The following is a 24,355-nucleotide window of genomic DNA, read 5'->3' on the forward strand; positions in this document are numbered from 1 at the left end:
GTAATTAAATTAGGTCATCTATAATATCTGAAAAATCAAATTCATGAATCATTGTAATTGTATGACCATCTTTTCGTAAACTTAAAGCTTTTTCTACTTTTCGCCCATAACAGGAAAATGCCCAAGCTGGATTTCCATTATCTCCTACAATTAGATAATCCGTTTTTTTATTAATGCTATTTGTGGGTATTCCTCCTAATTTTTTAATCTGATTTTGCAAGGTTTCTCTATTACCTCTTTTTAATACTCCTGTAATACAGAATGTTTTACCATCAAAATCAACGATTGGTTCACTTGTACAAAGACCAGAAATATTAATATCAGATGTTTCTATTTCAATTTGTTTTTGTAATTCTGAATCCTGCAGTTTTACAAATTGCTTGAAATAGGCTTTAAGAACTATTCTTTCTTCGTCATCAATTTGATTATCTGATAATATTGATAGTATTAAACTTCTAATCTCATCATAGGGATAATATGTATTTAGGTGTTCATTTTCAGAAAGCCAAGTATTCAATTCAAATATCTCCTTATCACTGATTTCTCCATCAGATAATATTCCATGACAAATACCTTGCAAAGTTTGAAGATCTGTAGTTACCGCGTTATAGTAATAATTATCACTTTCGTATTTTTGGCACAGCCAAAATAAATCTTCAATTGTTTCTTTAGGAGGTATTTTATTTGAAATAGTTTCTTCAATAATTGTCATGAACTCATTAAATGGATTACGATTTATTAATTCCTTATGTGTATTAACCCATTTTTTAAGTTCATTAATTTCTTTTTCATTCACTTCTTCATCAGATTTAATACCCACCAATAATCCTTTTAGAGAACTAATAGCTTTGTCTGCTTGAGATTTTGAAGTGTAAATTTTCAATAACTCTTGATCTATATTACTCATATCTTAACTTGCTTTTATAAAACATTCAATGACTTTCTTACTAACATATATTACTCTTATTAACAATTTGATTCTTCAATATCTAATAATTTTTTAACTTGCTAATTAGAATTTAGTGCTAAAAACAAATATTATTATAATTTATGAATCTTTTTTACGGAAAACCATATTGTCTTTTCAAATATAAAGATTAAGAGATATCAACCACTGAGTATTTATACCTGTTTCTTTAAACGAATATTCAAAATAAAAAATTAAAAGAAGAGCAAAAACGGTAGATTAGTTTAAAGAACCAATCTACCGTTTTTTTTTGACTATACAAACAAAAACTAAAAGACTAGTTTAATGTAAAACCTCTTAGTTAGATCCATCGTTTTTATTACCTCATTCACTTCTGATTAATTAAAGCAAGTTTCTCTTTCATTTTATTTAGCTCCTTCTCCATTCTTTCAATTGTCAGTAAAGTTAACTCACCTGAAACATCTGCCTTATCTAGCAGTCTTTGTTTTAGTCCCATCATTTCATGACATTATTTTGTTTTTTAATGCAGAAAAAACTATAATGATCACTAATGGTTCTGTCGCATCTGTCACAATAAAATATAAGTTTTTAAATGATTTAAAAGTTAAACTGCCAATTTACAAAATGATTTAAACATAGTTATCCCTGGTCTAACCATTTGATTCTTTCTCAGCATATGCACAACTTCAATTCCGCTCAATGTTCGTCTGGCCGATTCAAAACTTTTAAAACCTAATCCGTTTTGTATACGCCACTTTATAAAACGATGATCCTGTTCTACAATATTGTTGAGATATTTACACTGCCGGATTTTAATCTTTGTGAATGAACGTTTATTATATACTTTGATCGCTGCGGTATTAGAACCGCTTTTATCAATGTTTATTACTCTTGGCCGGTAATTATTAGCAATTGCTTTAATTAGAAATGACTGAGCACTCATTCTTTGTCTTTTTCTGGTCAAAAGAAAGTCAACTGTATTGCCTAATTTATCTACTGCTCGATATAAATAACACCAAATACCTTTTACTTTGATGTAGGTCTCATCCAATCTCCAGCTTGCCCCCACTCTGCCTTTTCTCTTCTTCATCTCTGCCTCAAGCAAAGGTGCAAACTTATAAACCCAACGCTGAATCGTGGCATGATCCACAATGACTCCTCTAATCTTCATTAGTTCTTCAACATCCCGGTAACTTAGTGTAAATCTTAGCTTGAAATATACTGCCTGAAGAATTATGTATTTTGGATAACAATGACCTTTAGTATTCATCTTTTGATCGGTTTAAAATTCTAAAGATAAAAGTTATTCCCAGACGCGACAGAACCAGATTTAACTTAGAAACTAAGCGTTGGATCCTGGCATGATCATAATCACTCCCCTTATCTTCATTATTTCTTCAACATCCCGATAACTTAATGTAAACCTAACCTTAAAATATGCTGCCTGCAGTATAATAGACTTCTGATAGCAATGACCTTCGTCTTCATTTTTCGATGCGTTTAAAATTCTAAAGATAAAAGTTATTCCCAGATGCTACAGAGCCAGGTATTGCATCTTCTAACCTGTAGAAGTGATATCAATCACATTGCAGGGATAATTATAAAAAAGAGTGCTAAAATACTCTAACACTCTTTTAAAAACTAGTTTATTAAGAATAAAGAATTCCCTTGTTTTAAGTCAGTTTTAAGAGTATGATTATCTGTTAGGTTTGTTTTTTTGCGCTCTTTTCCATCCATTCCATTTGGGATTTCCTTTAGCGTCTCTTAAATCGAGATGATAATCTCCTTTCCATACCGTCATTGCTATTATAGCCATTTTATTTTCATAAGTAACTTTAGAACCTTTTATTTTGATTTTATCGCCAGCGGCAAATAGAATGTCTTGATTGTCTAGATACCATTCTGGACCAAGGTGAACAGTTATATTTTCTTTAGCTTCCGTTTTTAAGACAAGATGAATGCCATTTGACATTCCTTTTTCAGGAATTATTTTTTCAACAGTAACAATAGTTCCTTTTAATTCAACGATAGTTGCTGGATTAAAAAGCCTGCTGTAATTATTATTCGAACACCAACCACCACTTCCTCCTTGTGCAATGCTAATGACTGGCAGCAATGCAAAGAGTAAAATCCATACTTTGTTTTTAAAACTTTTCATGATTAACTAGTTTAAATTTGTAAAAAAAACTTCACTCAAAAGTACTTACTACACCAAAGGAGAAGTATGATATGTATCACATTAACTTTATTATTAACAAACATTTAATAGCGTACCGCTTTGTAGTACTATATTTTGCGCAGCAAACAGGGACAACAGGAGGAGAAATCAGGCATTCTGAAATCAGGTAATCCATTAGATTATTTCATTAAAGCATCTGCTTAAAACAGTTATAATCCACAGCGGTTTTATACACTTGCGCTGTGGATTTAGGTTTAAGAGTTCTGAACAAAAAATTCCGTGGCACCCGTGCGCTAATAAGAACACAACCATTTTGAACACCAGGCTGCTATTCTGTATTTTCTTTGAATTTGCTGGCCCTAGGAATGGTAGTTATTTTAATCAAATATACTCTTCCTTTTTTTACTCAATGCTTTTATAGCAAACTACATCATTTTTTAATTTTTAATCTCTGATACCAAACTTTCTTAAAATTTCTTCCATTAAACACCATTTGGTAAAAGATGACTGCAAAAGATTAGCTCCCACAAAGGCAGTAAACCAAAGCCAATTTTGATTGATGTAAATAGCCAATACAAGACTAATTAAGATAAAGCTTCCAGCTATGGCTCTTATTATTCTGTTGATCATTTTTTTATTTTTTTTAATGTTATACTTCTAGATTACCGCGTCAGCTCGCTTGGTGCTCCTGCACCTAGATCATTTGATTTTTCTATATTGAGAACCGCTATACGAATTTGTGATATGGGTTGCTGAACAGCATTGAAATTGCTGACCAATTGAAAAATTTCATCCACGTTTTCTTTTTGAACGAAAGCATAAAAGAAAATGGATTCCATTTCATTTACTTCAGAGGCAAACCAATTCTCAGTGGTTGCTGTATCTGAAAAATCCATGTAAGTTGTTACTTCACTGAACGAGTAGGTTTTGACACCTGCTTTTTTCAAAATGACTTTGATATCCTTTTGAAAAGCTATATTGGAGGTGATAATTACTAATTTCATTTTTCTTACTTTTTAAAGAATTACTTTTCCCATTTTTTCCTTTCAGTAACATAATAGATCAGCGGCACAACCAATAGTGTCAGTATGGTTGATACTATGGCGCCAAATACTAATGATATTGCCAATCCTTGAAAGATAGGATCAAATAAGATAATAGAAGCCCCTATTACTACAGCTCCGGTGGTTAATAATATTGGAGTAGTTCTCACGGCGCCAGCTTCAATAATGGCTTGTTTTAAAGGGATCCCTTCTTGTAACCGGATTTCAATAAAGTCGATGAGCAGTACCGAATTCCTTACCATAACTCCGGCTAACGCAATCATTCCGATAAAAGAAGTAGCGGTAAAGAAAGCTCCCAATAACCAGTGTCCCAATACAATTCCGATTAAGGAAAGTGGAATGGCCATCATCATGACCATTGGCGTTTTGAAGTTCTGAAACCAACCCACAATCAGCATATAAATAATCACAATAACAATCATAAAAGCAATTCCTAAATCACGGAATACTTCTAGGGTAATTTGCCACTCACCATCCCACTTTACTGTAAAATCGCTTTCATCAGCAGGCTGCTCCATATAGAGTTCGTTGACTTTGTAACCTTTAGGTAATTTCATTTTTGCCAGTTTTTCATTCATGCCTAAAATAGCATATACAGGACTTTCTAACGCGCCCGCCATATCTGCCGTTACATACACTACCCTTTTTTGGTCTTTTCTGTATATTGTTTTTTGTAAAGTGTCCTGAACGACTTTTACTAAATCGCTAACAGGTATCATATTAGCATGATTTCCTTTAATTTTCAAGTTTTCAATATCCTGCAAACTGGTTTTATCTTTGTCATCAAGGGATAAAACTATTGCCACATTGTCATTTGAGGTTTCATCATATAGGTTAGAAACCGGATATTCTTTTAAAAGATAAGTAAGGTTTCCTATTACTTGCTGCGGAGCAATACCGTTGAGCATAGCTTTTTCTTTGTCAACTTCAAGTCTGTATTCCGTTTGATTGTCCTCGGTCATCCAATCCACATCTACTATATCAGGAGTTGCTGCCAAAATGTTTTTGACTTGATTGGCTACCTTGATTTGGTCTTTGTAATTTGGCCCATAAACCTCAGCCACTAAAGTGGATAGCACAGGAGGTCCTGGCGGGACTTCAATGATTTTGACATTTGCCCCATATTTTTCGGCAATTTTCTGCACCTCTGGGCGAACTTCTTTGGCAATACCGTGACTTTGCATCTTGCGATCCTCTTTGTGCAGCAAATTAACCTGAATATCTGCCATGTTACTACCGCCACGCAAATCGTAATGGCGAACCAATCCGTTAAACGTAATGGGGGCTGATGTGCCAATATAGTTTTGATAGTTGACTACCTGAGGAACATTTGAAAGGTATTGCGCTATTTCCTGTGTCACCGCTGCTGTTCTTTCCAGCGTAGTTCCTTCAGGCATATCAATCACCAATTGAAATTCGTTTTTATTATCAAAAGGCAACATTTTTACGACTACCGATTTGGTAAAAAACATAGTTACCGAACCTAGTAAAAGCAACACCGTAATACCCACTAAAAGTCTTCTTTTTTTACTGCTTTCCAATAAAGGCCTTTCAAGTTTATTGTAGATTTTATAAATGAATGAGGTTTCTAAACCATCTTCAGCTTTGTGTTCTTGTGTTTCTTTTTCCTGCAATAAATGGTACCCCAAATAAGGCGTAACTGTTAGAGCTACAAAAAGAGAAAGCAGCATCGCAATCGAAGCTCCAATTGGCATCGGACTCATATAAGGCCCCATCATACCTGACACAAACGCCATTGGCAATATCGCAGCAATAACAGTAAATGTGGCTAAAATGGTTGGGTTGCCAACTTCATTAATAGCATAGATTGCTGCTTGCTTGAATGGCAGCCGCTTCATTTTGAAATGGCGGTGCATGTTTTCGGCGATGATGATACTGTCATCCACAACGATACCAACTACAAAAACCAAGGCGAAAAGCGTAATTCTGTTTAGTGTGTAACCTAATAGATAATAAGCAAATAAAGTCAAGGCAAAAGTTAGCGGTACTGAAAAAAACACTACCAGTCCACCACGCCAGCCCATCGCCAGAATCACCAAAATCGTCACGGCAATAATGGCAATGCCTAAGTGCATTAGCAACTCACCTACTTTATCTGAAGCGGTTTCTCCATAATTTCGGGTTACTTCAACATGAACATCATCGGTGATAATAGTTTTCTTTAATTGATGTACACGTTCCAATATCTTTTCCGAAATCTTCATGGCATCAGCACCTTTTACTTTCCCGATGGAGATAGTTACTGCAGGATATTCGGATTTTGCCGTTTTAAATTTTTCATTCGCTTTGCCATAGCCAAAAGACACATAACTTTTTGGCGCTGAAGGCCCATCTTCTACTTTGGCTACTTGTTTTAAATATACCGGCATATTGGCATTAACTCCTACTACCAGGTTTTCAACATCCTGTGATGATTTTAAAAACTGTCCAGTAGTGACTAAATATTCTTTATCGTCATTTACAAAACTACCCGATTGAGCGCTGCCGTTATTAGCCTGAATCATTTGCATAATAGTCAAGGCATCCACACCGTTTTCGGCCATTTTATCTTTGTCGAGCACCACTTTTACTTCCCTGTTTCTGCCACCAATTTCACGAGTGATCGCTACGTCTTTTACTTTTTCCACTTCTGATGTCACTTCTTCAGCGACCTGGCGCAATTCGAAATCACTTAATTTATCACTCCAAAGCGTTAATCCTAACATCGGAACATCATCAATAGAACGGGTTTTTACGATAGGTTTGTAAACGCCTTGGGGAAACATGTTCTCATGTTTAGCCAATTCGTCATATAATTTAACATAGGATCGTTCCACATCCTGACCTACATAAAATTGAACAATCAACATGGCCTGTCCGTTCATGGCCATACTATGCACATGTTCTACACCTTTGATATTGGAAAGGACCTTCTCTAAGGGTTTAACCACACGGCTTTCTACCTCTGTTGGATTAGCTCCCGGATATCCCACCATCACATCTGCCATGGGCACATTGATTTGCGGTTCTTCTTCACGAGGAATTAAAAATGAACTATAAACGCCTATTATCATCAAACCCACCATTAATAAAATGGTTAATTTGGAGTGAATAAAAAAATGGGCTATTTTACCTGATATACCTTCTTGCATGATTTATAATTTGAGAATGTGAGAATGTGAGAATTTGAAAATGAATTAATCAATTTTCACTTGTACACCGTTATATAATTTTCCTTCGGCTGAAACAATATATTGTTCACCGGTGGATAAACCCGATAATATTTCTACCTGATTACCGTACGTCTTACCGGTGCGTAACCATCTTAAAATGGCTGTATTTCCATGGCCTATGGTATAAATTCCGGTCAGTTGTCCCTGATGCACTAAAACACTCTCGGGCACAATAACTTTACTGGATGATATTGCTGCAGTTTGCTTTTTGGATACCAATGGGAATTGTACATTTACAAACATACCCGATAAGACTTTACTTCCGGTAGCATTCAGATTGACTTTCACTAAATATTGCCCACCAGTGTTCCTGGCCGAGCCACTGACTTCAATTACTTTTCCTGTCAATTCCTGATTAGTTGATTTTACAAGAATTTTTACGTCCATTCCGTTTTTAATCAAAGTGATATCACTCTCTGAAACCATAGCGGTTACTTGTAAATGTGAGGCACCTTCAATACTTACTAATGGCATGCCCGGATTGGCCATATCGCCTTCTTTGACAAAGGTACTGGTCACTTCCCCTGAGAATGGAGCGATAATATTGGAATAGGAGAATTGTGCCATAACTTCGTTACGCATTTGTTTGGAACCTTCTAAACCAGCTTTTGCCATTTGGTAGCGAGAGGTCATGTCGTCTAATTCTTTTTGGGAAGCACTTTGTTGGCTAAACAAAGCCGTAAAACGCTCAAAATCCTTTTTAGCATTATTAAAAGTTGCCGCAGCCTGTAAAACAGCAGCATCTACCTGAGCTTTTTTGGCTTGTAATTCAGTGTTATTGATACTGACCAAAAGTTGTCGTGCTGCCACTTTTTGCCCTACTTTAACATGAACCTTAGTCACATATCCCATCATTCGAGTACTAATATTAGCACTGTTCTCTGCTTCTATTTTTCCACTTGCTGTTATAAATTCACCATTATTATTGGCTGCGATATTACTAACTTTCACTAAAATTACCGGTTCGTTACTAACTACTTCTTTGTTTTCTTTTCCACAGGAAACCATCAGTGCTAATCCCACTGTAAGTAATGGTATATATATCTTTTTCATCATTAATTGGTTAAAAATTGTAAATATTGTTTAGTAAAATTATATTCGAACACTGCCTGCAGCTGTTCGAGTTCCTTCTGAATCATTTGGGTTTCCGCTTGCAGTAAATCGGTAGTTTTTTCCAAGCCCTGTACAAAACGGTTTTGACGGATTCGGTAGGCTTCTTTTGATTGTTCAAAAGCCAATTGCGAGAGTTTTACTTTGTTTTCCGCATCCTGTAATTGGCGATTGGTCTTACTGGCCTCTAATTGGCTCTGTTTTTTATATTGTTCGCTTTCCAAAGCTGCTTTTTGAAAATCAGCTTTTGCTTTGGCCATTTTACCGATGGATTTATAGCCGTCAAATACATTCCATGATAATTGTGCCCCGACTATATACCCGTTGGCTTTGGTGCCAAATAATGTTTGGTCATACATTTCATAGCTCCCAAAGGCATTCAGTCTTGGTAAGAAATTCATTTTACTTGACATATATAATTTTTGATAAGCAGACGTTGATTGCACCATCGCTTGTATATCTTTTCTGCTTTGAGGTACCTGTGTTGCTGTAGCGGTTACTGCAATTGAATTTTCCAGTTCATCCGAAGGTTTGTATATTTTGTTTTTAACATCCTCATTTAAGAGAAAACACAAATAATCTGATGCATTTTGAATGTTGCTTTTGGCATACTGGAATTGATTGGAAACCTCATTAACCCGAATTTGCACGTTCAGAACATCTGTTTTTTGTACCAAACCCTGTTTGAAATAATTCTCCACTAACTTTAGGTTTGCTTTAGCTGTTGCGCTTGCTGTGCTTAATACAGAAACTGCTTTATAAGCCAACTGCAATTGCATGTAGGCTTTACTGACTTCTAATTGGATATATTCTACTGTACGTTCACTTTGGAGTTGATAAGCTATCATTTTAGCTTTAGCTGCTTTTCTCTCGTATAGTCCGTCCACATTCAGCAGCGGTTGCTGCACACTGATCACTGTGGCAAAGTTTTGGATTTTTGCAGGATCATTCAACAGCGCTGGATCGAAATCGGAAGCTGTTAAAATTTCCTGATTTAGTTTGGAACCAAAAGCCATTAATGGATTTGTGGTTGAAATAGCAGTATGACTTGCTGCAATACTGGGCAAAAAAAGTGCATTGGATTGTTGGTACTCTGCCTTGGAGGCCTGATAAGTCTTTTGCGCCAATTGTATTTGCAAATTGGCCTGAGAAACTTTTTCAATAAGGTCTTTTTTAGCTATAGTAATTGTATCTTGACTGTAACCCAAAAGTGAGCAACTAAAAATTCCGATCGTGATAAGAAATTTATGTTTCATAATTGTTTTTCTGAATGATTAGGCAAAGTTAGGTCTGCTATTTTCTTTGGTCAGTAACTCTTGTCACACAGCAAAAAAAAGAGGCTGTTATACTTTTTAGACACCATATTAAAATCATATTAAACTATACCGAAGTCTATTTATTAGGCTTTAAATTACTGTATGGTCACCAATAATTTCACTTAGCGCCAAACCCCAATGTGGAATTTTACCCCCAAGGGTATAATACATTTGTTTAAAGCCCATTTTGAGCGCATAAGGTGTTAATCCCATTTCTAGATGACTTTCTTTTCCGCCCCACCATTCATTAGTACGCATATAAAATCCTTTTATACCCCCCATATCTCCCATACAAAGCAATTCGAATTCCATAGGGGTGATATCGCCTTTAATGATACCTAGTTCTTTTCCCAAAGTATTAGCTAAAACTTCAGCTTCCATGTGTCCTAATGAACCAATTTTGGGAACTGTAATGGATGCTGCATCACCAACTGCAAAAATATTCTGATAATCAGGATTGCGCATGTATAAATCAGTGATTACAAAACCCATATCATCAGTAAAAGGGAGCGCTTTTAAGAAATCATGCGCCTGCCAGTCTGGGAACAGTATGGCTACTTCTGCTTCTTGTGTAGAACCGTCATTGAATTCGATACCGCCTTTATGCACTTTTTTGATGCCTTGGGTATTTGCCTGATAATTGTAGCCCATCCTGTCCATCATTGGCAATAACTGATTCAGAATTGTTTCTCCGGCATCTTCTGCAATTACTTTAGCTGGCGTTGATAAAAATATGGTCGATATTTTTCCTTTGTTTTGCTTTTCTAACCAATGTGCTAATGAAAAAGCCATCTCGACAGGCGGGCCTTCACAAGCCGTTAAGGCAATCGGTAAATTCGCGGGTAATTTATCGCTTTTGCCCTGATGAAAAATATCGGAAGTAATAGCAATGGGACCGCCTTTATACTCTTTGTGCAAATAATTGCGTAAGCGATTCCCAAGGAACACATCAGTTACGCTATGGCCATTTTCATTAAACCCTTCAATTTTATCGTATGCCAGGCGATTACCAAGTGCTACAACCAAATAATCGTATTGCAGCCTGCGAACCGGATGGCCTGCACGTTCATTTGGCTGATAAAAAACTGTATTGGTTTGCGGATCAACAGTGGTTACTTCTGCCTGAATGAACTCGCTGCCATCATGGGTTAAAAACGACATGAATTTGAACTGTAAGTCAATTGCAGGATTGACATTTGCCAAAACCTGCATGGGGATGTTCGGTACAAAGGTGAGCAGCGATTTTCGGTCTATTATCGTAATATCAGCTTTGTCCTTAACCACAGCATGTATATACCTTGCTGTGGTTAGTCCTGCAAAATTGCAGCCTAGGATAACTATATGTGGTTTTGACATGATAATTGTTATTTTGAATTATTTTGTTTTCACCTTTTCCAAAGGCAGGGCTTGGGTACAGAAAAACCAATCATAGCAGGTCATTTCCTGCTTGTCTTCCATTCTTTCTTTGGCCAGACCACAAGAACCAGCTGTTGGTACAATTACGTCATCACCAGGTTGCCAATCGGCAGGAGTTGCAATATCATAGCTATCTGCTGTCTGCATGGCTATTAAGGCTCTTTTTAATTCGTCAAAATTTCTGCCCATGGAAAGCGGATAGTAAATAATGGCGCGTATCATTGCTTTTGGGTCGATGAAGAAAACGGCTCTTACGGCTTTAGTGGTACTCTCACCAGGTTGAATCATACCGTATTTCTTTGCTACTTCCATTGTTATATCCTCAATTAATGGGAATTTCACTTCAATATTTTTCATGCCTTTAAACTCGATCTTTTCTTTTATGGTTCTTAACCAAGCAATATGACTGAATAAACCATCGATCGAAAGCCCCACTAATTGGCAGTTAAGTGCTGTAAACTCAGATTCCCTTTTGGCAAATGTCATAAACTCAGAGGTGCATACCGGTGTAAAATCAGCAGGATGGCTAAAGAAAATAATCCATTTATCTTTGTAATCAGAAGGAAAATTAATGTCTCCTTGTGTAGTTACTGCCTTAAATTCGGGTGCCTTATCCCCAATTCTGGGCATTGAGACTACTTGTTGTTCGATTGGTTCCATATTCAGTTTTTTTTTAAGTGGTGTTATCATAAACAATAACCCTTTATGGTAAAGGTATTGCGAGGATTAACCAATAGAAATGATATTGATCACATTCAAAAGTGATCTGTAACAAAAAAAAGTGTCTTATTACTAAGACACTTTTATAATCAACCCTTGAAAACAAAACTATTTAACCCAAAGCACTTCTTTTTCATCCTTAGGGCGTTTTCCCATTTTTCCCAAACAGTTTTTTAATGTTTTGCTTTCTCTTTGATTTTTTTTGCATTTAAGTATTATTGAAGCCCGCTAGTAGGTGCAATGAGAATGTTATAAAATAGACCGATTAACAAAAAACTAATTTTATTAATTTGACTTTAAAGTGCGTAGATTAGAATTTCTTTTGTGATTGCTTTGTAATTACAGTCACCTCTCTAATGTATTTCAGGAAAATAAAAATAAAATTGCTAAGTTTTTTTTAGTGAACTCTGCTCTAACAAAAACACTTTGATATGATATCCCTCAGAGTTTTATTCCGTATTTTTTTTATTACTAAATTTAAAAATAACCTCAATGATCTCTTCTTTAGATAATACTCCGGATTGTCTCCATAGTTGTACACCACTTTGAAACAGCATCATGGTTGGTACTCCTTTAATCCGATATTTAGATGCTAGTTTTTCATTTTTATCGACATCAACTTTAATAATCGTAATTCTATCCCCTAAACTGTCTTTTACATGTTTGAGGACGGGAACTAACATTTGACAAGGGCCGCACCAGGTAGCATAAAAATCTACTAAAACAGGTTTGTCGGAATTTATAATATCCTGAAATGAATCATTCATGCTTACCTTTTTTAGTATAGAAAACCTGACAGCTTTTCGCACCGCAGCCTAAGTGAAAAATGGCTTGAGCTAAAAAGAATACTCCAAAGACCAGAAAAAACCATTCGTGTGTACTGTATGCCTGAAAGAATAGAAAAAGAGCCAAACCCAATCTGATCCAACGCATGATATACCAATTTGTAAATAGAAGTTGTTTCATATAAAATTTACTTTTCAGAAGATGTATTGATGCCAAATGGAACATATAGGGGGCAAAAACTAATGAAGCTAGTTAATACAAAAATCACAGCTAAGGCTCCCAAAACAATTGCGAGAGCCCCGCTAATGGTATTGGTGAAATATAAAATTACCACCACGACAGCTAACACAATTCGCATTAGCCTGTCTTTTCTTCCCATATTTTTTTTCATGATTTCTTTTTTTATTTTACTAAAAGTGACCCGACATTCTTCCAAGTACCACCGTTAGTCACATTTGTAATTCCATTTCGCTCTAAAATGGCTATTGCCTGACTGCTTCGGGCACCGCTTCTGCAAAACACCACAATGTTCTTTTTGGATTTGAATTTAGCCAGCTGATTTTGGATTTGATCTACAGGGATGTTTACCGAGCCTTTTACTTTTCCGGAGGAAAACTCTAAAGACGAACGTACATCCACCAGAAATGCCCCATCGTTTACTATTTCGGATAAATTGTTGTTTCTTTTATTTGAAAACATATTTTTGAGTATTTCGAACATATTCTTAATTTTTAAAAGTTTATTAATTATTTTAAAATTTTACTTTGACAAATAAAATCGGTGGTAGGAAGTTTGGTTTTTGCTATAGCATTAAATCCTCCTGCAATTTCAGTGAAATTTCTGTAGCCTCTGGATTCTAAAATAGAAGCGGCAATCATACTGCGATAGCCGCCTGCACAGTGTAAGTAAAAATGTTCTTCAGTATTGATTTCTTTTATCCATTGATTGATGTTAGCTAAAGGTTTGCTATAGGCATCCTCTAAATGCTCTGCCTCATATTCCTTTTCTTTTCGGCAGTCAATCACTTTACTTTCCCCAATTTTTACTTCATTTACAAATTGCTCTACTGAAATTCTGTTTACTGTATCTATTTCTTTTCCTGCTTTTTGCCATGCTGCAAAACCTCCATTTAGGTGTCCTATTAAATTATCAAATCCAACACGGCTTAGACGGGTAACAGTTTCTTTTTCAAAACCCTGCTCGCAAACGATCAGTATAGGTTGTTTTACATCTGCAATCAATGCACCTACCCAGGGAGCAAAATCGCCATCAATACCAATATTGATTGACTGTGGAATAAATCCTTTTGAAAAAACATCATTATTACGCGTATCGAGAATTAAAGCATTGGTTTGGTCGGCTACAGCTTCAAATTCCTCTGCTTTAATAGCTCTCATTCCGTTATTATATACTGTAGAGAAACTTTCATATCCTTTTTTATTCATCGCTACGTTCATTCCGAAATAAGCAGGTGGAGGCATTAAACCATCGGTAACTTCTTTTATAAATTCGGCTTGGGTCATGTTGGCTCTTAGCGCATAATTAAATTGCTTTTGTTCTCCAATAGTTGAGACGGTTTCTTTACTCATGTTTTTACCGCAGGCACTTCCAGCTCCGTGAGCAGGATATACAATGACGTCATCTCCTAAAGTCATTATTTTATCTCTTAAGGAACGGAATAAGACAGCGGCCAATTGTTCTTGTGTCATGTCCGCTGCTTTTTGGGCTAAATCTGGTCTGCCTACATCACCAATAAACAGTGTGTCACCTGAAAACAAGGCTGTATCTTTCCCGTTTTCATCAATGAGTAAAAAACAGGTGCTTTCCATAGTATGTCCCGGTGTATGTAAAACTTTTATCTTTACATTACCTAGTTTAAATTCCTGTCCATCTTTTGCTGACACACAATCAAATTCACATGCAGCATTGGGACCATATATGATTGGTGCCCCTGTCTCGTTTTTTAAATCAATGTGCCCTGACACGAAATCAGCATGAAAATGGGTTTCAAAAATATATTTTAAAATCACCCCCTCACGTTCTAATCTCTCAAGATATGGCTGTGTCTCTCTAAGGGGATCGATTATAGCAGCTTCTCCATTAGAAGTAATAAAATAAGCTCCTTGTGCTAAACAACCAGTATATATTTGTTCTATTTCCATCTTATTTTAGATTTAATTTCTATCTTACTTAATGCCACTTTATTGTCACAAAATTTTTGATATCTGTTTTGTAAAATTAAAACCAATACTTCTTATAGTCTGTGATATTAGTTACATAGCTCATAAAAAATCCATTTTAAAAATTGAAAGTAAGCTTTTGTTTAAATTCAATGTTAGGCATTACCTTCTGGAATTCTATTCTCATATAACACAAAAAAACTTTAGTTTTTAGTATTACCATAGACCCTCTTGTTTTTCTCTGGGCGAAAGAGAGCTTCATTTTATTTTTAGTATAATAATCACAAAGTCTTTGGTCATTGATTATCCATATTGAGTTGAAAATGGATGTTGGGGCCTGTTCTGCTCTAAGCCGTGTTTCTTAGTCTTTTAAAGTAAAAGCATTGAGATAAAGGCTATTTACACAGCACGAGATTATTTGAAGAAGATTTCTTTGGCTATGATGTAACACCCCATAATTAAAACAAACCAACCAAAAGCAGGCTCTAATTTGGAACCATTTATTTTTTTTGATAATTGGGTTCCTATCAGCATTCCGACAATGGCAATTCCGGTTATGGTAAATAATAATTTATAATTAACCTCTACACCATTAATCATATCACCTGTAAAACCAATAAGTGAATTTATAAATATAATTAACAACGAAGTTCCAACGGCTTGCTTCATGGATAAATCAGCAAAAAAAATAAGTACCGGAATGATTAAAAAACCGCCACCAGCTCCTAAAAAACCGGTTAGCAGACCTACTAAAAATCCGACGATAGCCAAACGGGAATAGTTTACTGTGTTGGAAAGAGACCCTGTTTTAGTTTTTCGAATCATAGATGTAGAGGCTGCGATCATTAATAAGGCAAAAACTGACATAATCAGGAAATCTTTAGACACTTCAAACCCTTGAATATAAAATAGGACAGCAGGTATCTTTGTAACTACCATCTTTCTGACAAAGAGCAGGGAAATAACAGAAGGCAAGGCAAAATAAAGTGCTGATTTGATTTTTAGGTTTCCCAATTTATAATGTCTGTAAGCTCCCACCATAGCAGTTGTACCTACAATAAAAAGGGAATAACTGGTCGCATTTTCAGGGTTTAATTTGAAAAGGTATACTAAAATAGGCACAGTAAGAATACTGCCGCCTCCCCCTATTAAGCCTAAAGAAATTCCAATAATGATTGATGCTATATAACCGATGTATTCCATTTGAATAAATTTAATGGGCAAACTTATCTTAAAATATAGCAGTTCACAGTAACTTTTATCACAGAGGACTATTTTAGTAGTTCAATTTGATTGCGGTGTAGTTTTAATAAGTCCCCTTGCTCCATTTTTTTTAGTAGTCGTGATATTACTTCTCTTGAAGTATTAAGTTCGATTGCAATTTCCTGATGCGATAAGTTCAAAACATTGGTCTTGCTGACTTCCTGGTGCCGTTTTAGATAAAAAACTAATCGCTCATCCATTGCCTTAAAAGCAATATTATCTACTACATCTAGGACCTCTTCAAATCGGGTGCGATAAGTTTCGATCACAAATTCATACCAACTGCGATGCTGCATCATCCATTTATCCATTAAGGGCAACGGTACCATAATAAGTTCTGCATCTTCCTCTACTTTAGCCATGATTTGGCTAATTTTATTTTTAGTGGCACAAATCATCGAAATGGCACAAGCCTGCCCAGGTTGCAGGTAGTACATGAAAAACTCTCCGCCGTTATCATCTTCTCTATAAATCTTTATTCTACCGCTAATCACCAGCATAGTGCTTTTGATATATTGCCCCGTCCTCATTAAAACATCACCGGCTTTAAATTCCTGTATTACAGCATTTTTTTCTATATCATCTATAAGTAAGCTTGAAAAAGAAGGAAATATTTTGTGAATAGATTCGTGCATTAGAATGATTTTTTGAAAAGTAAAAATACTATAAAACAAATGGAATCATTTATAAGGAATAAAAAAAATGACTTATTGTATTATATATCTATTTAAAATACTCCTATTTTAATGACAATTTGTAATACGGGGATTGTTTGATGCACCACACTGCGAGGAATATTTACTCTGTAGATATAATGCCCAAGGATTATCAGTTACTTCCAATGGAGATCGTACATGCCCATTATAGCTCGGCATTGTTACCTGCTCTTTAGAGCCATTCCCAAGGGCTGTATTTTTAGCAGTCAAATTTCCATTAAAACTATAATCAATCATGGCCTCTAGTAATCTGTAAATACCATAATAGTCATATGCGTCATACGCTCTTTGCGTATTGGGAAGATTTCGCTCAGCTGTGTAAGTAAAATTAGGCAAGACTTATTTTTTCATTAAAATAAAATCTTTTTCAGAGTTTGGAATATTTATATTTTTAAATATCTCAATTGCCAGCCTATGGTCATTTGTCCTAAATATAAAATTGGGCCCTTAGCGGCCCTTAGACCCGATTGCTTCACCAGTTCGCTTCGCTGGTGTGCAGTGAAATCCTTTTGTGCCGGGCTTTGGCACAAAAGATTAAAACGGATAGCGGGAAAAGCTCCTGAAAAGAGCTATTATGTAAATTTCGACCGGCATAATTGCAATAATCCTGCGGGCAGACTTGGATAATCTAAATCACTTTTTGGATAGCAAGTTTTATAGCGTTGTACTATTCAGAAATACAAACAGCTTAAAACAACAATAACATCTATATACCTGCAGCAGCTCTGAAGATTATGAATTCACTCTTAAAAAATAACTCTGCTTCGGGAAATGTATTGAGTAAACTCATCGCTAAGAGGTATCTAAGTATACTTCCAGTTATATCTAACTGCAGCTTTTATATTGCTATACAATAGGAATTCCTGCCCAATAAAACACAAGCATAACTACAATGGTTATTGCAATACTGCACCAAGTGAGAATACGCCAGTAAGTGGATCTTCCATTGCCGTACCGCCAAATTCTCTCTCCCGCTTCTTGCCTGTATGATTTTAAAGTTAATCTCGCCAGTACATAGGTTGAAAAAGTAAAGATCAAAATTGTAATCAACCAAAATTTTATCATAGTTTATATTTTTAAAATACTGTTAAATTTTCTCTTTTTTTAGATTTCATATCCGCTGCCGCCAATTCCAATTACGGACATTGCGAGCTTGTGGTATGTTTTGCAGTCTTAATATCTTGAGTAAATGCCTGATACCTGACATTCTAAATGGCAGTTTTAAACTGTTTTAAAGGCAGAGTGACTATAAACTCTGCTCCGTTATTTTTATCACCAAAGGCCTCAATAGTTCCGTTATGCCTTTTGGCTATTTTTCTGCACAGTGCAAGCCCAAGTCCGTTTCCTTCATACTCATCTTTAGAATGCAGTCGCTCAAAGGCCTTAAATATGCTTTGAAAATGACTTGAATCCAGCCCTATCCCATTATCTTTGATACTTATACGTACAAAATCACTGCCCTTAATTTCTACCAGCGCCGATGAAATAATTACCCGCGGCGGCTGATCTGACTTTGAAAACTTGAGTGCATTGTGCACTATGTTATAAAAAAGCTGCTGAATGAGTATCGGAGCCCCTTCTATCTCAGCAAGCTCACTTACGATCAATATGGCGTTTTTTTCTTTTATAACCAGCTCCAGGTCCGTTTTTATATGCTCCATAATTTCATTTAGGCCTATTTTTTGTACCGGCTGTGCTGTTTTGTCAATTGTGGAATAATCAAGGATTCCCTCTATGACAGCATGCATCCTAAGGGCAGAATGATCAATTTTTCCCAGATATCTTTCCGCACTCTGCAAGGAACCAGATTCCAGATCACTTCTCAAAAAGGCATTAAATATCATAATTTTTCGCACAGGCTCCTTAAGATCATGGCTTACTACACTGGCAAAATGCAGCAGATCGTCATTGGATCTGCGAAGCTCTCTGGTGTGCTCGGTGACCTGCTTTTTTAGTTCCTGCTCAAACTGCCTCTGCCCGCTTATATCCTGGATGATTCCAATAATGGTGACTGCTCTGCCGTCTAGATCTTTGATAATTTTCCCATTGATTTTCGCCCATCGTATGGACTGGTCCTCCTTGATTATCCGGGCCTCATAGCTTATTATACCGGTTTTTTGAGCCTCCTTATGTGCTTTTTCCCGTACCCCCAGAACCTCAGGGTGCAGTTTTGCAATTAACTCTTTATTAGTGATATTCTGGCCAGCAGACCAGATAGCGTTAAAATTTCCGCAGGTTGTGATTTGTTGTGTTTTAAGATCTATTTCGTAGGTCCCCATGCCAGAGGCGTCAATGGCTATGCGGAGTTTTTCCTCTGCGCTCTGTACCTGCAGTCTTGCCAGATACAGGTCCGTAACGTCCACTCCTGTATTCATCACGCCGTAAATTCGGCCTTCCGCGTCAGTAAGAGGGACGAAACTATAATTGAAATAACGCGTTTTGGCAATGCCGTCAATTACCAGTTCTACTTTTTTGTCTTTGGCATGAAAAGCAATACCGGTCCTAAAAACTCCAGTTACCTGATCAAATATCTGCCGTGCTTCCAGTTCAGGCAGTAATTCCTTAAACGTTTTTCCTATTACCTGACTACCTTTCCCCAAAATCTGTATCATTGCGGGATTGGCTAATTCTATCTTTAGTTCTTCTCCGACATAAACCCCTATGGGTAATGGCGTGTTCTCTACTATGTCTTTCAAAAGTGTTAAGTTGTCGTACATGGCGGTTGATGGTTTTTGCGAATTTATAAAGCTTCTGCATTTACAGCATTACATCACGGGCTGGCAATATTTAAAAATTCCAATGAACTGAATTTTTGTCTTTTTTGCTTAGCAGCCTGCTATGCTCTTTTTTTAATAAATTTCCAGATCATGTCTTGGCCAGGATTTCCCTTTTTACAATATTCCATTTACTTTTGTCCTTTACAAACAATAATACAGAAACTATAATATGTTTATCCTCCGCTTTAGAAAGCACCAGCATTGCCTTGTTGTCAAAGGATTTAAAATTCTCTACAGTAAATCTTTCTGTATTTTTATTTTGCAGTTCATCAGTGAGAATACTACTGCTATTAAAATGAATTGAATATCCCCCAATTTGTTTTGCAAATTTATGATCAATTGAAAATTCATTATAGGAAATATCATAGATGAGATCTTTAAACTGATCTTTATAAAAGGGATTCTTATCAAAAAAATCAACCAACAGTTCATCTGCATCTTCATTATAGGCAATCCTGGGATTGAGTTCAATTATCTTTTTTTCACCTTTTTTAAATTTTGTTGATTTTTTCTGCAAAAAACCTTCAGCATGAGCTTTTGCATCAATTATTTTCAGGAAATTATGCTCTAAAAACAACTGGCTTTTTAAATTCTGATTCTCACAGGAAACCAGCATAAAGAGTAAAAAAAGGAAAGCTTGTTTTTTTAAAAAACATTTAAACATATCTATATTATTTTGTATACTGTTATTTTATAACAATTGGGATTATGCACCCGGTTTTGCAGGGAGTGGATTTTTTTCTCTACCTGACTTCCAGGCTGTAGATTTTATTTATTACATATGCTTTGATACAGACAGGCACAACACATTTAAAAGCCAGTAAAATAAAAGACTTTAACTGCTGATAAAGCACCTGATGCACCACCACACCGGTTTATTTTCAATCTTACCGTTTTTAGGATAAATAAATTCAGCGCCAGCCCTATATCAGGACTAATGCTCCTTAACTTATTTAATTTAAGGCTTCTTAAAGAAAAGCAGAAGATCATTCAGAGCAGAGTAATTCTGCCGGAAAAACAGCCGGTATTAAAACCTAGAAAAGCTGATACAGGTGAAGATGGGCATGCCTCTCCACTTGGTATAATTTGGCAATTCCGTAAATTAAACTGTTTTTAAAAATACCAAAACGGATTAATTGATGGAAATAAGCCGTCTTTAAAATAAAAGGATCAGAAGTTGTAGCCCTATATTTTACTTTCTTTTTTACCTTGGTATGCAGATCCGTTTTATTGGCTGCAAAGGAGCCTGAATCTATAAAATGAAGTGTCTGGAATTTCGAATAAACCTGCTGCATTTCAAGTCCGGTAAGTACCTGCTGACGACTTTGTTCTTTTCTGCTTAGAAAAGCAAAAAAGAGAAGTAGGACGGCAATTATGAACTTAAAATTTTTCATCAATAGAATTACGGATTACATACTGGCATATTTACAATTGGATTGATACAATATGGTACCAAAGATATCCCTTTTTAAAATAAAATTATCTTCTAAAAGAAAAAAACTGCCCTGTAAATATACATCTGCAAATGTAAATTTTAAGCACACTGCTTTTATTGGTTCCAGCAGGTAAAAAAAGATAAACAAGTAAATAAATACCAGCTATTTTAAAAAAAAGAAAAACAATTTCCCGAATATTTAACTTTATTTATTTATTTTTGTTTGTATAGCAATGAGTGTAACCAAGGATTTTCACCATCAAGATTACCTGACTAAATTGGCTTACAGCAATTGCCTGACCCAAGTTTACATATTAACCTAAATACGCCCTATCATGAAAAAAATTACTCAGATTATCTGTATTATTTTGACAGTAACCAGTATGAGTGCCCAGCAGGAGAAAGGAATTATAGGCTACAGCAACTGGCTGGACAACTGGACCGAATTTAAACCTCATAAAACAGAGCACGGCGATCCAAACCAAATTTTAGCAGGAAATATTTCTGTCAACACAAAATTGCTCAAGAGGAATGTTTATGTGTTACAGGGAAACGTGTATGTTACAAACAATGCTGTTTTAACCATTGAACCAGGTACGTTAATTATCGGTGATTTTGAAACAAAAGGCACACTTGTGGTAACAAAAGGAGCGCAGATAATTGCCGACGGGCAGGAAACAGACCCAATTGTTTTTACTTCTAACCGCAGCATGAAAAAAGCAGGCGACTGGGGCGGGGTTGTAATCCTTGGTGATGCTCCGATCAATAAATTCGGAAATATCGGTTCTTACAACTTAGATCTTGACCCTTCACTTACCACCTATGGAGGCGATAATGCCGCATCAAATTCCGGTATTTTAAGATATGTCAGAATTGAATTTGCCGGAAAAAAAGTAAAAGGATCCGATACTTTTAACGGCCTTACCATTGCAGGAGTTGGAAACAAGACCATATTGGAGAACATAATGGTGAGCTACTCAGGAGGTGATTCATTTGCCTTTTACGGAGGTGATGTAAATGCCACAAAATTTGTTTCTTATAAATCAATCAATGACGATTATAAATTCACCCAGGGCATTCAATGCCGCCTGTACAACTCACTGGCAGTAAGATCTTCTTATTTATCAAGTAATAAAGACGGATCACGCTGCATGGAAGTAAAATCATACGAAAAGAAAAACGAGACCGATTTTACCAAAAACCAGACTTTTGTTACCGCTTCCAATATTACAATGCTTAACGACAGCGATAACATCAAAGCCGATATTCAGTCAGGTCTGGTAAAAGAAGCTGTTTACGTAGCCGAAAATGCTTTCCTTGAAATGAAACGCAGCGTAATTTCAGGATTCAGCCCTGCTGTTTTATTGGACAGCAAAACAGAGGTTAATGATGCTAATCTTAAAAAAATAAAAATTCAGGAAATGTTTTTCAACATGTGTAACGGGAATATTTTTACCGAGTACAATACAAACAATGACGATTTAGAGCACTGGTACGGCAACAGCCTGTTTTTTAATGTTTCCGCACAAAGCGACAACAAAGAAACCTTCGTTGATATTTTCAATGCAAAAAAACCGGACTTCCGATTACAATTAGGCAAAATTACAGCCTCCAGCGGAAACAGATAATTTTTTTATATTCAAGGGCGCCAAACTGCTTAAGTGGCGCCCTTCACATTTATGTATTCGTCGTAAACAAGACCAAAAAAAACCAAATATAATGGCCTTACCTCTAGAAAAATATTTTATAATCTTACTATGTTTTATTTCTCCTGCTGCCGCTAGTTTATCTGCGCAGAGTTTAAAAATCAAACCCTTTTCCAATCAACAAACCTGCAATTCACAAACACCTGAAAATGAGCTACAAAAGCATACTACTACTCAATTGAGTATCAAAATGGATGCTTCATGTCATTCTCAAACAGCAGAAAAATATATCACTGCCAGGGATGCAGGGGCTGATTTGAACAGTACTTTAGAATATACTCCCTGTTCGATTCAGACAGCTTCCTATTCCGCGCTTGTAAAAAATATTGTTGAAAAATACAAATATGATTTTTCAGAAACATTTATTGAGATTTTGTTTTTTGAAGATATCGATTTGGCAAGGCAGCGCACTATATAAGCAAAAAAAGAGCTGTTTTTTTTATATATTTCCAGATAATTATGATACAGGCACTTGCTATAATATGGAACCCCTCAGATGGGATTCAAATCGGTTTTTTTACACTTCATTTCTACAGCCTTATGTTTCTCATTGCATTTGGTACCGGATGGTTTATAATGAAAAAAATATATGACCGCGAGAATGAACCTGTAGAAAAGCTCGACAAACTTTTTATCTATACAATAGCGGCGACGTTAGTCGGCGCAAGATTAGGACACGTTTTTTTCTACGACTGGAATTATTTTTCTAAGCATCCTGAGGAAATCCTGCTTCCCTTCCGTTTTAGTCCGAAATTTGAATATACAGGTTTTACAGGACTTGCAAGTCATGGGGCTGCCATTGCAGTGATTCTGGTTGTTATCTGGTACAGCAAAAAAATAATCCATAAGCCTGTGTTCTGGGTGCTGGACCGTATCGTCATACCGGTAAGCAGCGGAGGGGTTTTTGTAAGGCTGGGAAATTTTTTTAATTCTGAAATTACAGGAAGACCAGTATCCTCCACGTTTCCTACAGCAATAAAGTTCATAAGGGATGAAGACAATCTTTCCAGGGCCAAAGCCATGAGCATAACTGGTAAACAAGACTACAACCAGGCCTATGATTTAATTGCAAAAGATCCCAGGTTTTCAGATATTCTCGCTGCCATACCCTACAAGCATCCCGCGCAGCTTTATGAAGCCGCAGGATACATCGTTGTTTTTATAATCCTTTACTATATGTACTGGAAAACCGATGCACGGACCCAGCCTGGATTGATCTTTGGAGTTTTTCTGGTTTTACTTTGGACAGTCCGCTTTTGTGTAGAATTTGTAAAGGCCAGCCAGGGAGGATTTGAGGGAAAAGACCCTGTACTGCTAACGGGCCAGTGGCTAAGTATCCCATTCATTTTAGTCGGTTTTTTTATAATTCTCAGATCACATAAAAGAAAATCACTTTCTAAGAACTGATATACATACAATTTATTTATATTAAATCACTATATTACAGCCCCTTTACTACAACTTATTTATTAATAATAACCATGTTTTAAAATTGCGGCCAGTAGATAATCAATACTTATATTGTA

23 protein-coding genes are annotated in these 24,355 nt (G+C 36.0%); 3 read left to right on the plus strand and 20 right to left on the minus strand.

The window, feature by feature from the left end:
* Positions 1-4 precede the first annotated feature (4 nt).
* The 20 genes from B3C18_RS07745 to B3C18_RS07840 all read right to left on the minus strand — a co-directional run bounded on the left by B3C18_RS07745 (position 5) and on the right by B3C18_RS07840 (position 21,082).
* Positions 5-907: a BRCT domain-containing protein gene (locus B3C18_RS07745; RefSeq protein ID WP_291144902.1), complete on the minus strand. Its 903-nt coding sequence runs from the start codon at positions 905-907 to the stop codon at positions 5-7.
* Between the two features lie 625 nt (positions 908-1,532).
* Positions 1,533-2,198: an IS6 family transposase gene (locus tag B3C18_RS07750; RefSeq protein ID WP_291144905.1), complete on the minus strand. Its 666-nt coding sequence runs from the start codon at positions 2,196-2,198 to the stop codon at positions 1,533-1,535.
* A gap of 426 nt (positions 2,199-2,624) precedes the next feature.
* Positions 2,625-3,086 (minus strand): hypothetical protein, encoded by a 462-nt coding sequence (locus B3C18_RS07755; protein ID WP_291144908.1) that lies wholly within the window; start codon positions 3,084-3,086, stop codon positions 2,625-2,627.
* Positions 3,087-3,551: 465 nt separating this feature from the next.
* Positions 3,552-3,737 carry a YgaP family membrane protein gene (locus B3C18_RS07760; RefSeq protein ID WP_414655344.1) on the minus strand — a complete coding sequence of 62 codons (186 nt, stop codon included), beginning with the start codon at positions 3,735-3,737 and terminating at the stop codon, positions 3,552-3,554.
* 32 nt (positions 3,738-3,769) lie between these two features.
* Complete coding sequence (locus tag B3C18_RS07765; protein ID WP_291144911.1) at positions 3,770-4,111, minus strand: hypothetical protein; 342 nt, start codon at positions 4,109-4,111, stop codon at positions 3,770-3,772.
* A 20-nt stretch (positions 4,112-4,131) separates the two neighbouring features.
* Positions 4,132-7,323: an efflux RND transporter permease subunit gene (locus B3C18_RS07770; RefSeq protein WP_291144915.1), complete on the minus strand. Its 3,192-nt coding sequence runs from the start codon at positions 7,321-7,323 to the stop codon at positions 4,132-4,134.
* Between the two features lie 45 nt (positions 7,324-7,368).
* Positions 7,369-8,457 carry an efflux RND transporter periplasmic adaptor subunit gene (locus B3C18_RS07775; RefSeq protein WP_291144919.1) on the minus strand — a complete coding sequence of 363 codons (1,089 nt, stop codon included), beginning with the start codon at positions 8,455-8,457 and terminating at the stop codon, positions 7,369-7,371.
* A gap of 2 nt (positions 8,458-8,459) precedes the next feature.
* Positions 8,460-9,770, minus strand: a complete 1,311-nt coding sequence (locus B3C18_RS07780; protein WP_291144921.1) for a TolC family protein — start codon at positions 9,768-9,770, stop codon at positions 8,460-8,462.
* A gap of 150 nt (positions 9,771-9,920) precedes the next feature.
* Positions 9,921-11,186, minus strand: coding sequence for an NAD(P)/FAD-dependent oxidoreductase (locus B3C18_RS07785; RefSeq protein ID WP_291144925.1), 1,266 nt, complete (start codon positions 11,184-11,186; stop codon positions 9,921-9,923).
* 18 nt (positions 11,187-11,204) lie between these two features.
* On the minus strand, positions 11,205-11,906 hold the full coding sequence (locus B3C18_RS07790; RefSeq protein WP_291144929.1) for a peroxiredoxin: 702 nt from the start codon (positions 11,904-11,906) through the stop codon (positions 11,205-11,207).
* Positions 11,907-12,415: 509 nt separating this feature from the next.
* Positions 12,416-12,733 carry a thioredoxin gene (trxA, locus tag B3C18_RS07795; RefSeq protein WP_291144933.1) on the minus strand — a complete coding sequence of 106 codons (318 nt, stop codon included), beginning with the start codon at positions 12,731-12,733 and terminating at the stop codon, positions 12,416-12,418.
* Positions 12,726-12,932: a hypothetical protein gene (locus B3C18_RS07800; protein WP_291144936.1), complete on the minus strand. Its 207-nt coding sequence runs from the start codon at positions 12,930-12,932 to the stop codon at positions 12,726-12,728. The genes trxA and B3C18_RS07800 overlap by 8 nt, the downstream gene beginning before the upstream one ends.
* A gap of 7 nt (positions 12,933-12,939) precedes the next feature.
* Positions 12,940-13,143, minus strand: coding sequence for a YgaP family membrane protein (locus tag B3C18_RS07805; RefSeq protein WP_291144939.1), 204 nt, complete (start codon positions 13,141-13,143; stop codon positions 12,940-12,942).
* Between the two features lie 11 nt (positions 13,144-13,154).
* Positions 13,155-13,472 carry a rhodanese-like domain-containing protein gene (locus B3C18_RS07810; protein ID WP_291144942.1) on the minus strand — a complete coding sequence of 106 codons (318 nt, stop codon included), beginning with the start codon at positions 13,470-13,472 and terminating at the stop codon, positions 13,155-13,157.
* A 26-nt stretch (positions 13,473-13,498) separates the two neighbouring features.
* Entirely contained in the window at positions 13,499-14,914 is a 1,416-nt protein-coding gene (locus B3C18_RS07815; RefSeq protein ID WP_291144945.1) for an MBL fold metallo-hydrolase, read from the minus strand.
* A 432-nt stretch (positions 14,915-15,346) separates the two neighbouring features.
* Positions 15,347-16,135, minus strand: a complete 789-nt coding sequence (locus B3C18_RS07820) for a sulfite exporter TauE/SafE family protein (protein WP_291144948.1) — start codon at positions 16,133-16,135, stop codon at positions 15,347-15,349.
* A gap of 68 nt (positions 16,136-16,203) precedes the next feature.
* On the minus strand, positions 16,204-16,830 hold the full coding sequence (locus B3C18_RS07825; RefSeq protein WP_291144951.1) for a Crp/Fnr family transcriptional regulator: 627 nt from the start codon (positions 16,828-16,830) through the stop codon (positions 16,204-16,206).
* Between the two features lie 1,289 nt (positions 16,831-18,119).
* Positions 18,120-19,628 carry an ATP-binding protein gene (locus B3C18_RS07830; protein ID WP_291144954.1) on the minus strand — a complete coding sequence of 503 codons (1,509 nt, stop codon included), beginning with the start codon at positions 19,626-19,628 and terminating at the stop codon, positions 18,120-18,122.
* Positions 19,629-19,776: 148 nt separating this feature from the next.
* Positions 19,777-20,265, minus strand: a complete 489-nt coding sequence (locus B3C18_RS07835) for a hypothetical protein (RefSeq protein ID WP_291144958.1) — start codon at positions 20,263-20,265, stop codon at positions 19,777-19,779.
* A 457-nt stretch (positions 20,266-20,722) separates the two neighbouring features.
* Positions 20,723-21,082 carry a hypothetical protein gene (locus tag B3C18_RS07840; RefSeq protein WP_291144961.1) on the minus strand — a complete coding sequence of 120 codons (360 nt, stop codon included), beginning with the start codon at positions 21,080-21,082 and terminating at the stop codon, positions 20,723-20,725.
* Positions 21,083-21,458: 376 nt separating this feature from the next.
* On the opposite strand from B3C18_RS07840, the gene B3C18_RS07845 reads away from it, so the two are divergent.
* The 3 genes from B3C18_RS07845 (at position 21,459) to lgt (ending at position 24,236) form a co-directional block, all read left to right on the plus strand.
* Positions 21,459-22,751 (plus strand): hypothetical protein, encoded by a 1,293-nt coding sequence (locus B3C18_RS07845; protein ID WP_291144964.1) that lies wholly within the window; start codon positions 21,459-21,461, stop codon positions 22,749-22,751.
* Between the two features lie 91 nt (positions 22,752-22,842).
* The gene (locus tag B3C18_RS07850; RefSeq protein WP_291144967.1) at positions 22,843-23,247 is read left to right on the plus strand and encodes a hypothetical protein; all 405 of its coding nucleotides are present in this window, start codon (positions 22,843-22,845) and stop codon (positions 23,245-23,247) included.
* A 41-nt stretch (positions 23,248-23,288) separates the two neighbouring features.
* On the plus strand, positions 23,289-24,236 hold the full coding sequence (gene lgt / locus B3C18_RS07855; RefSeq protein ID WP_291144970.1) for a prolipoprotein diacylglyceryl transferase: 948 nt from the start codon (positions 23,289-23,291) through the stop codon (positions 24,234-24,236).
* The last annotated feature ends 119 nt before the right edge of the window (positions 24,237-24,355 follow it).

It is taken from the genome of Flavobacterium sp. UBA7680, from assembly GCF_002482975.1.
Classification (GTDB): Bacteria; Bacteroidota; Bacteroidia; order Flavobacteriales; family Flavobacteriaceae; genus Flavobacterium.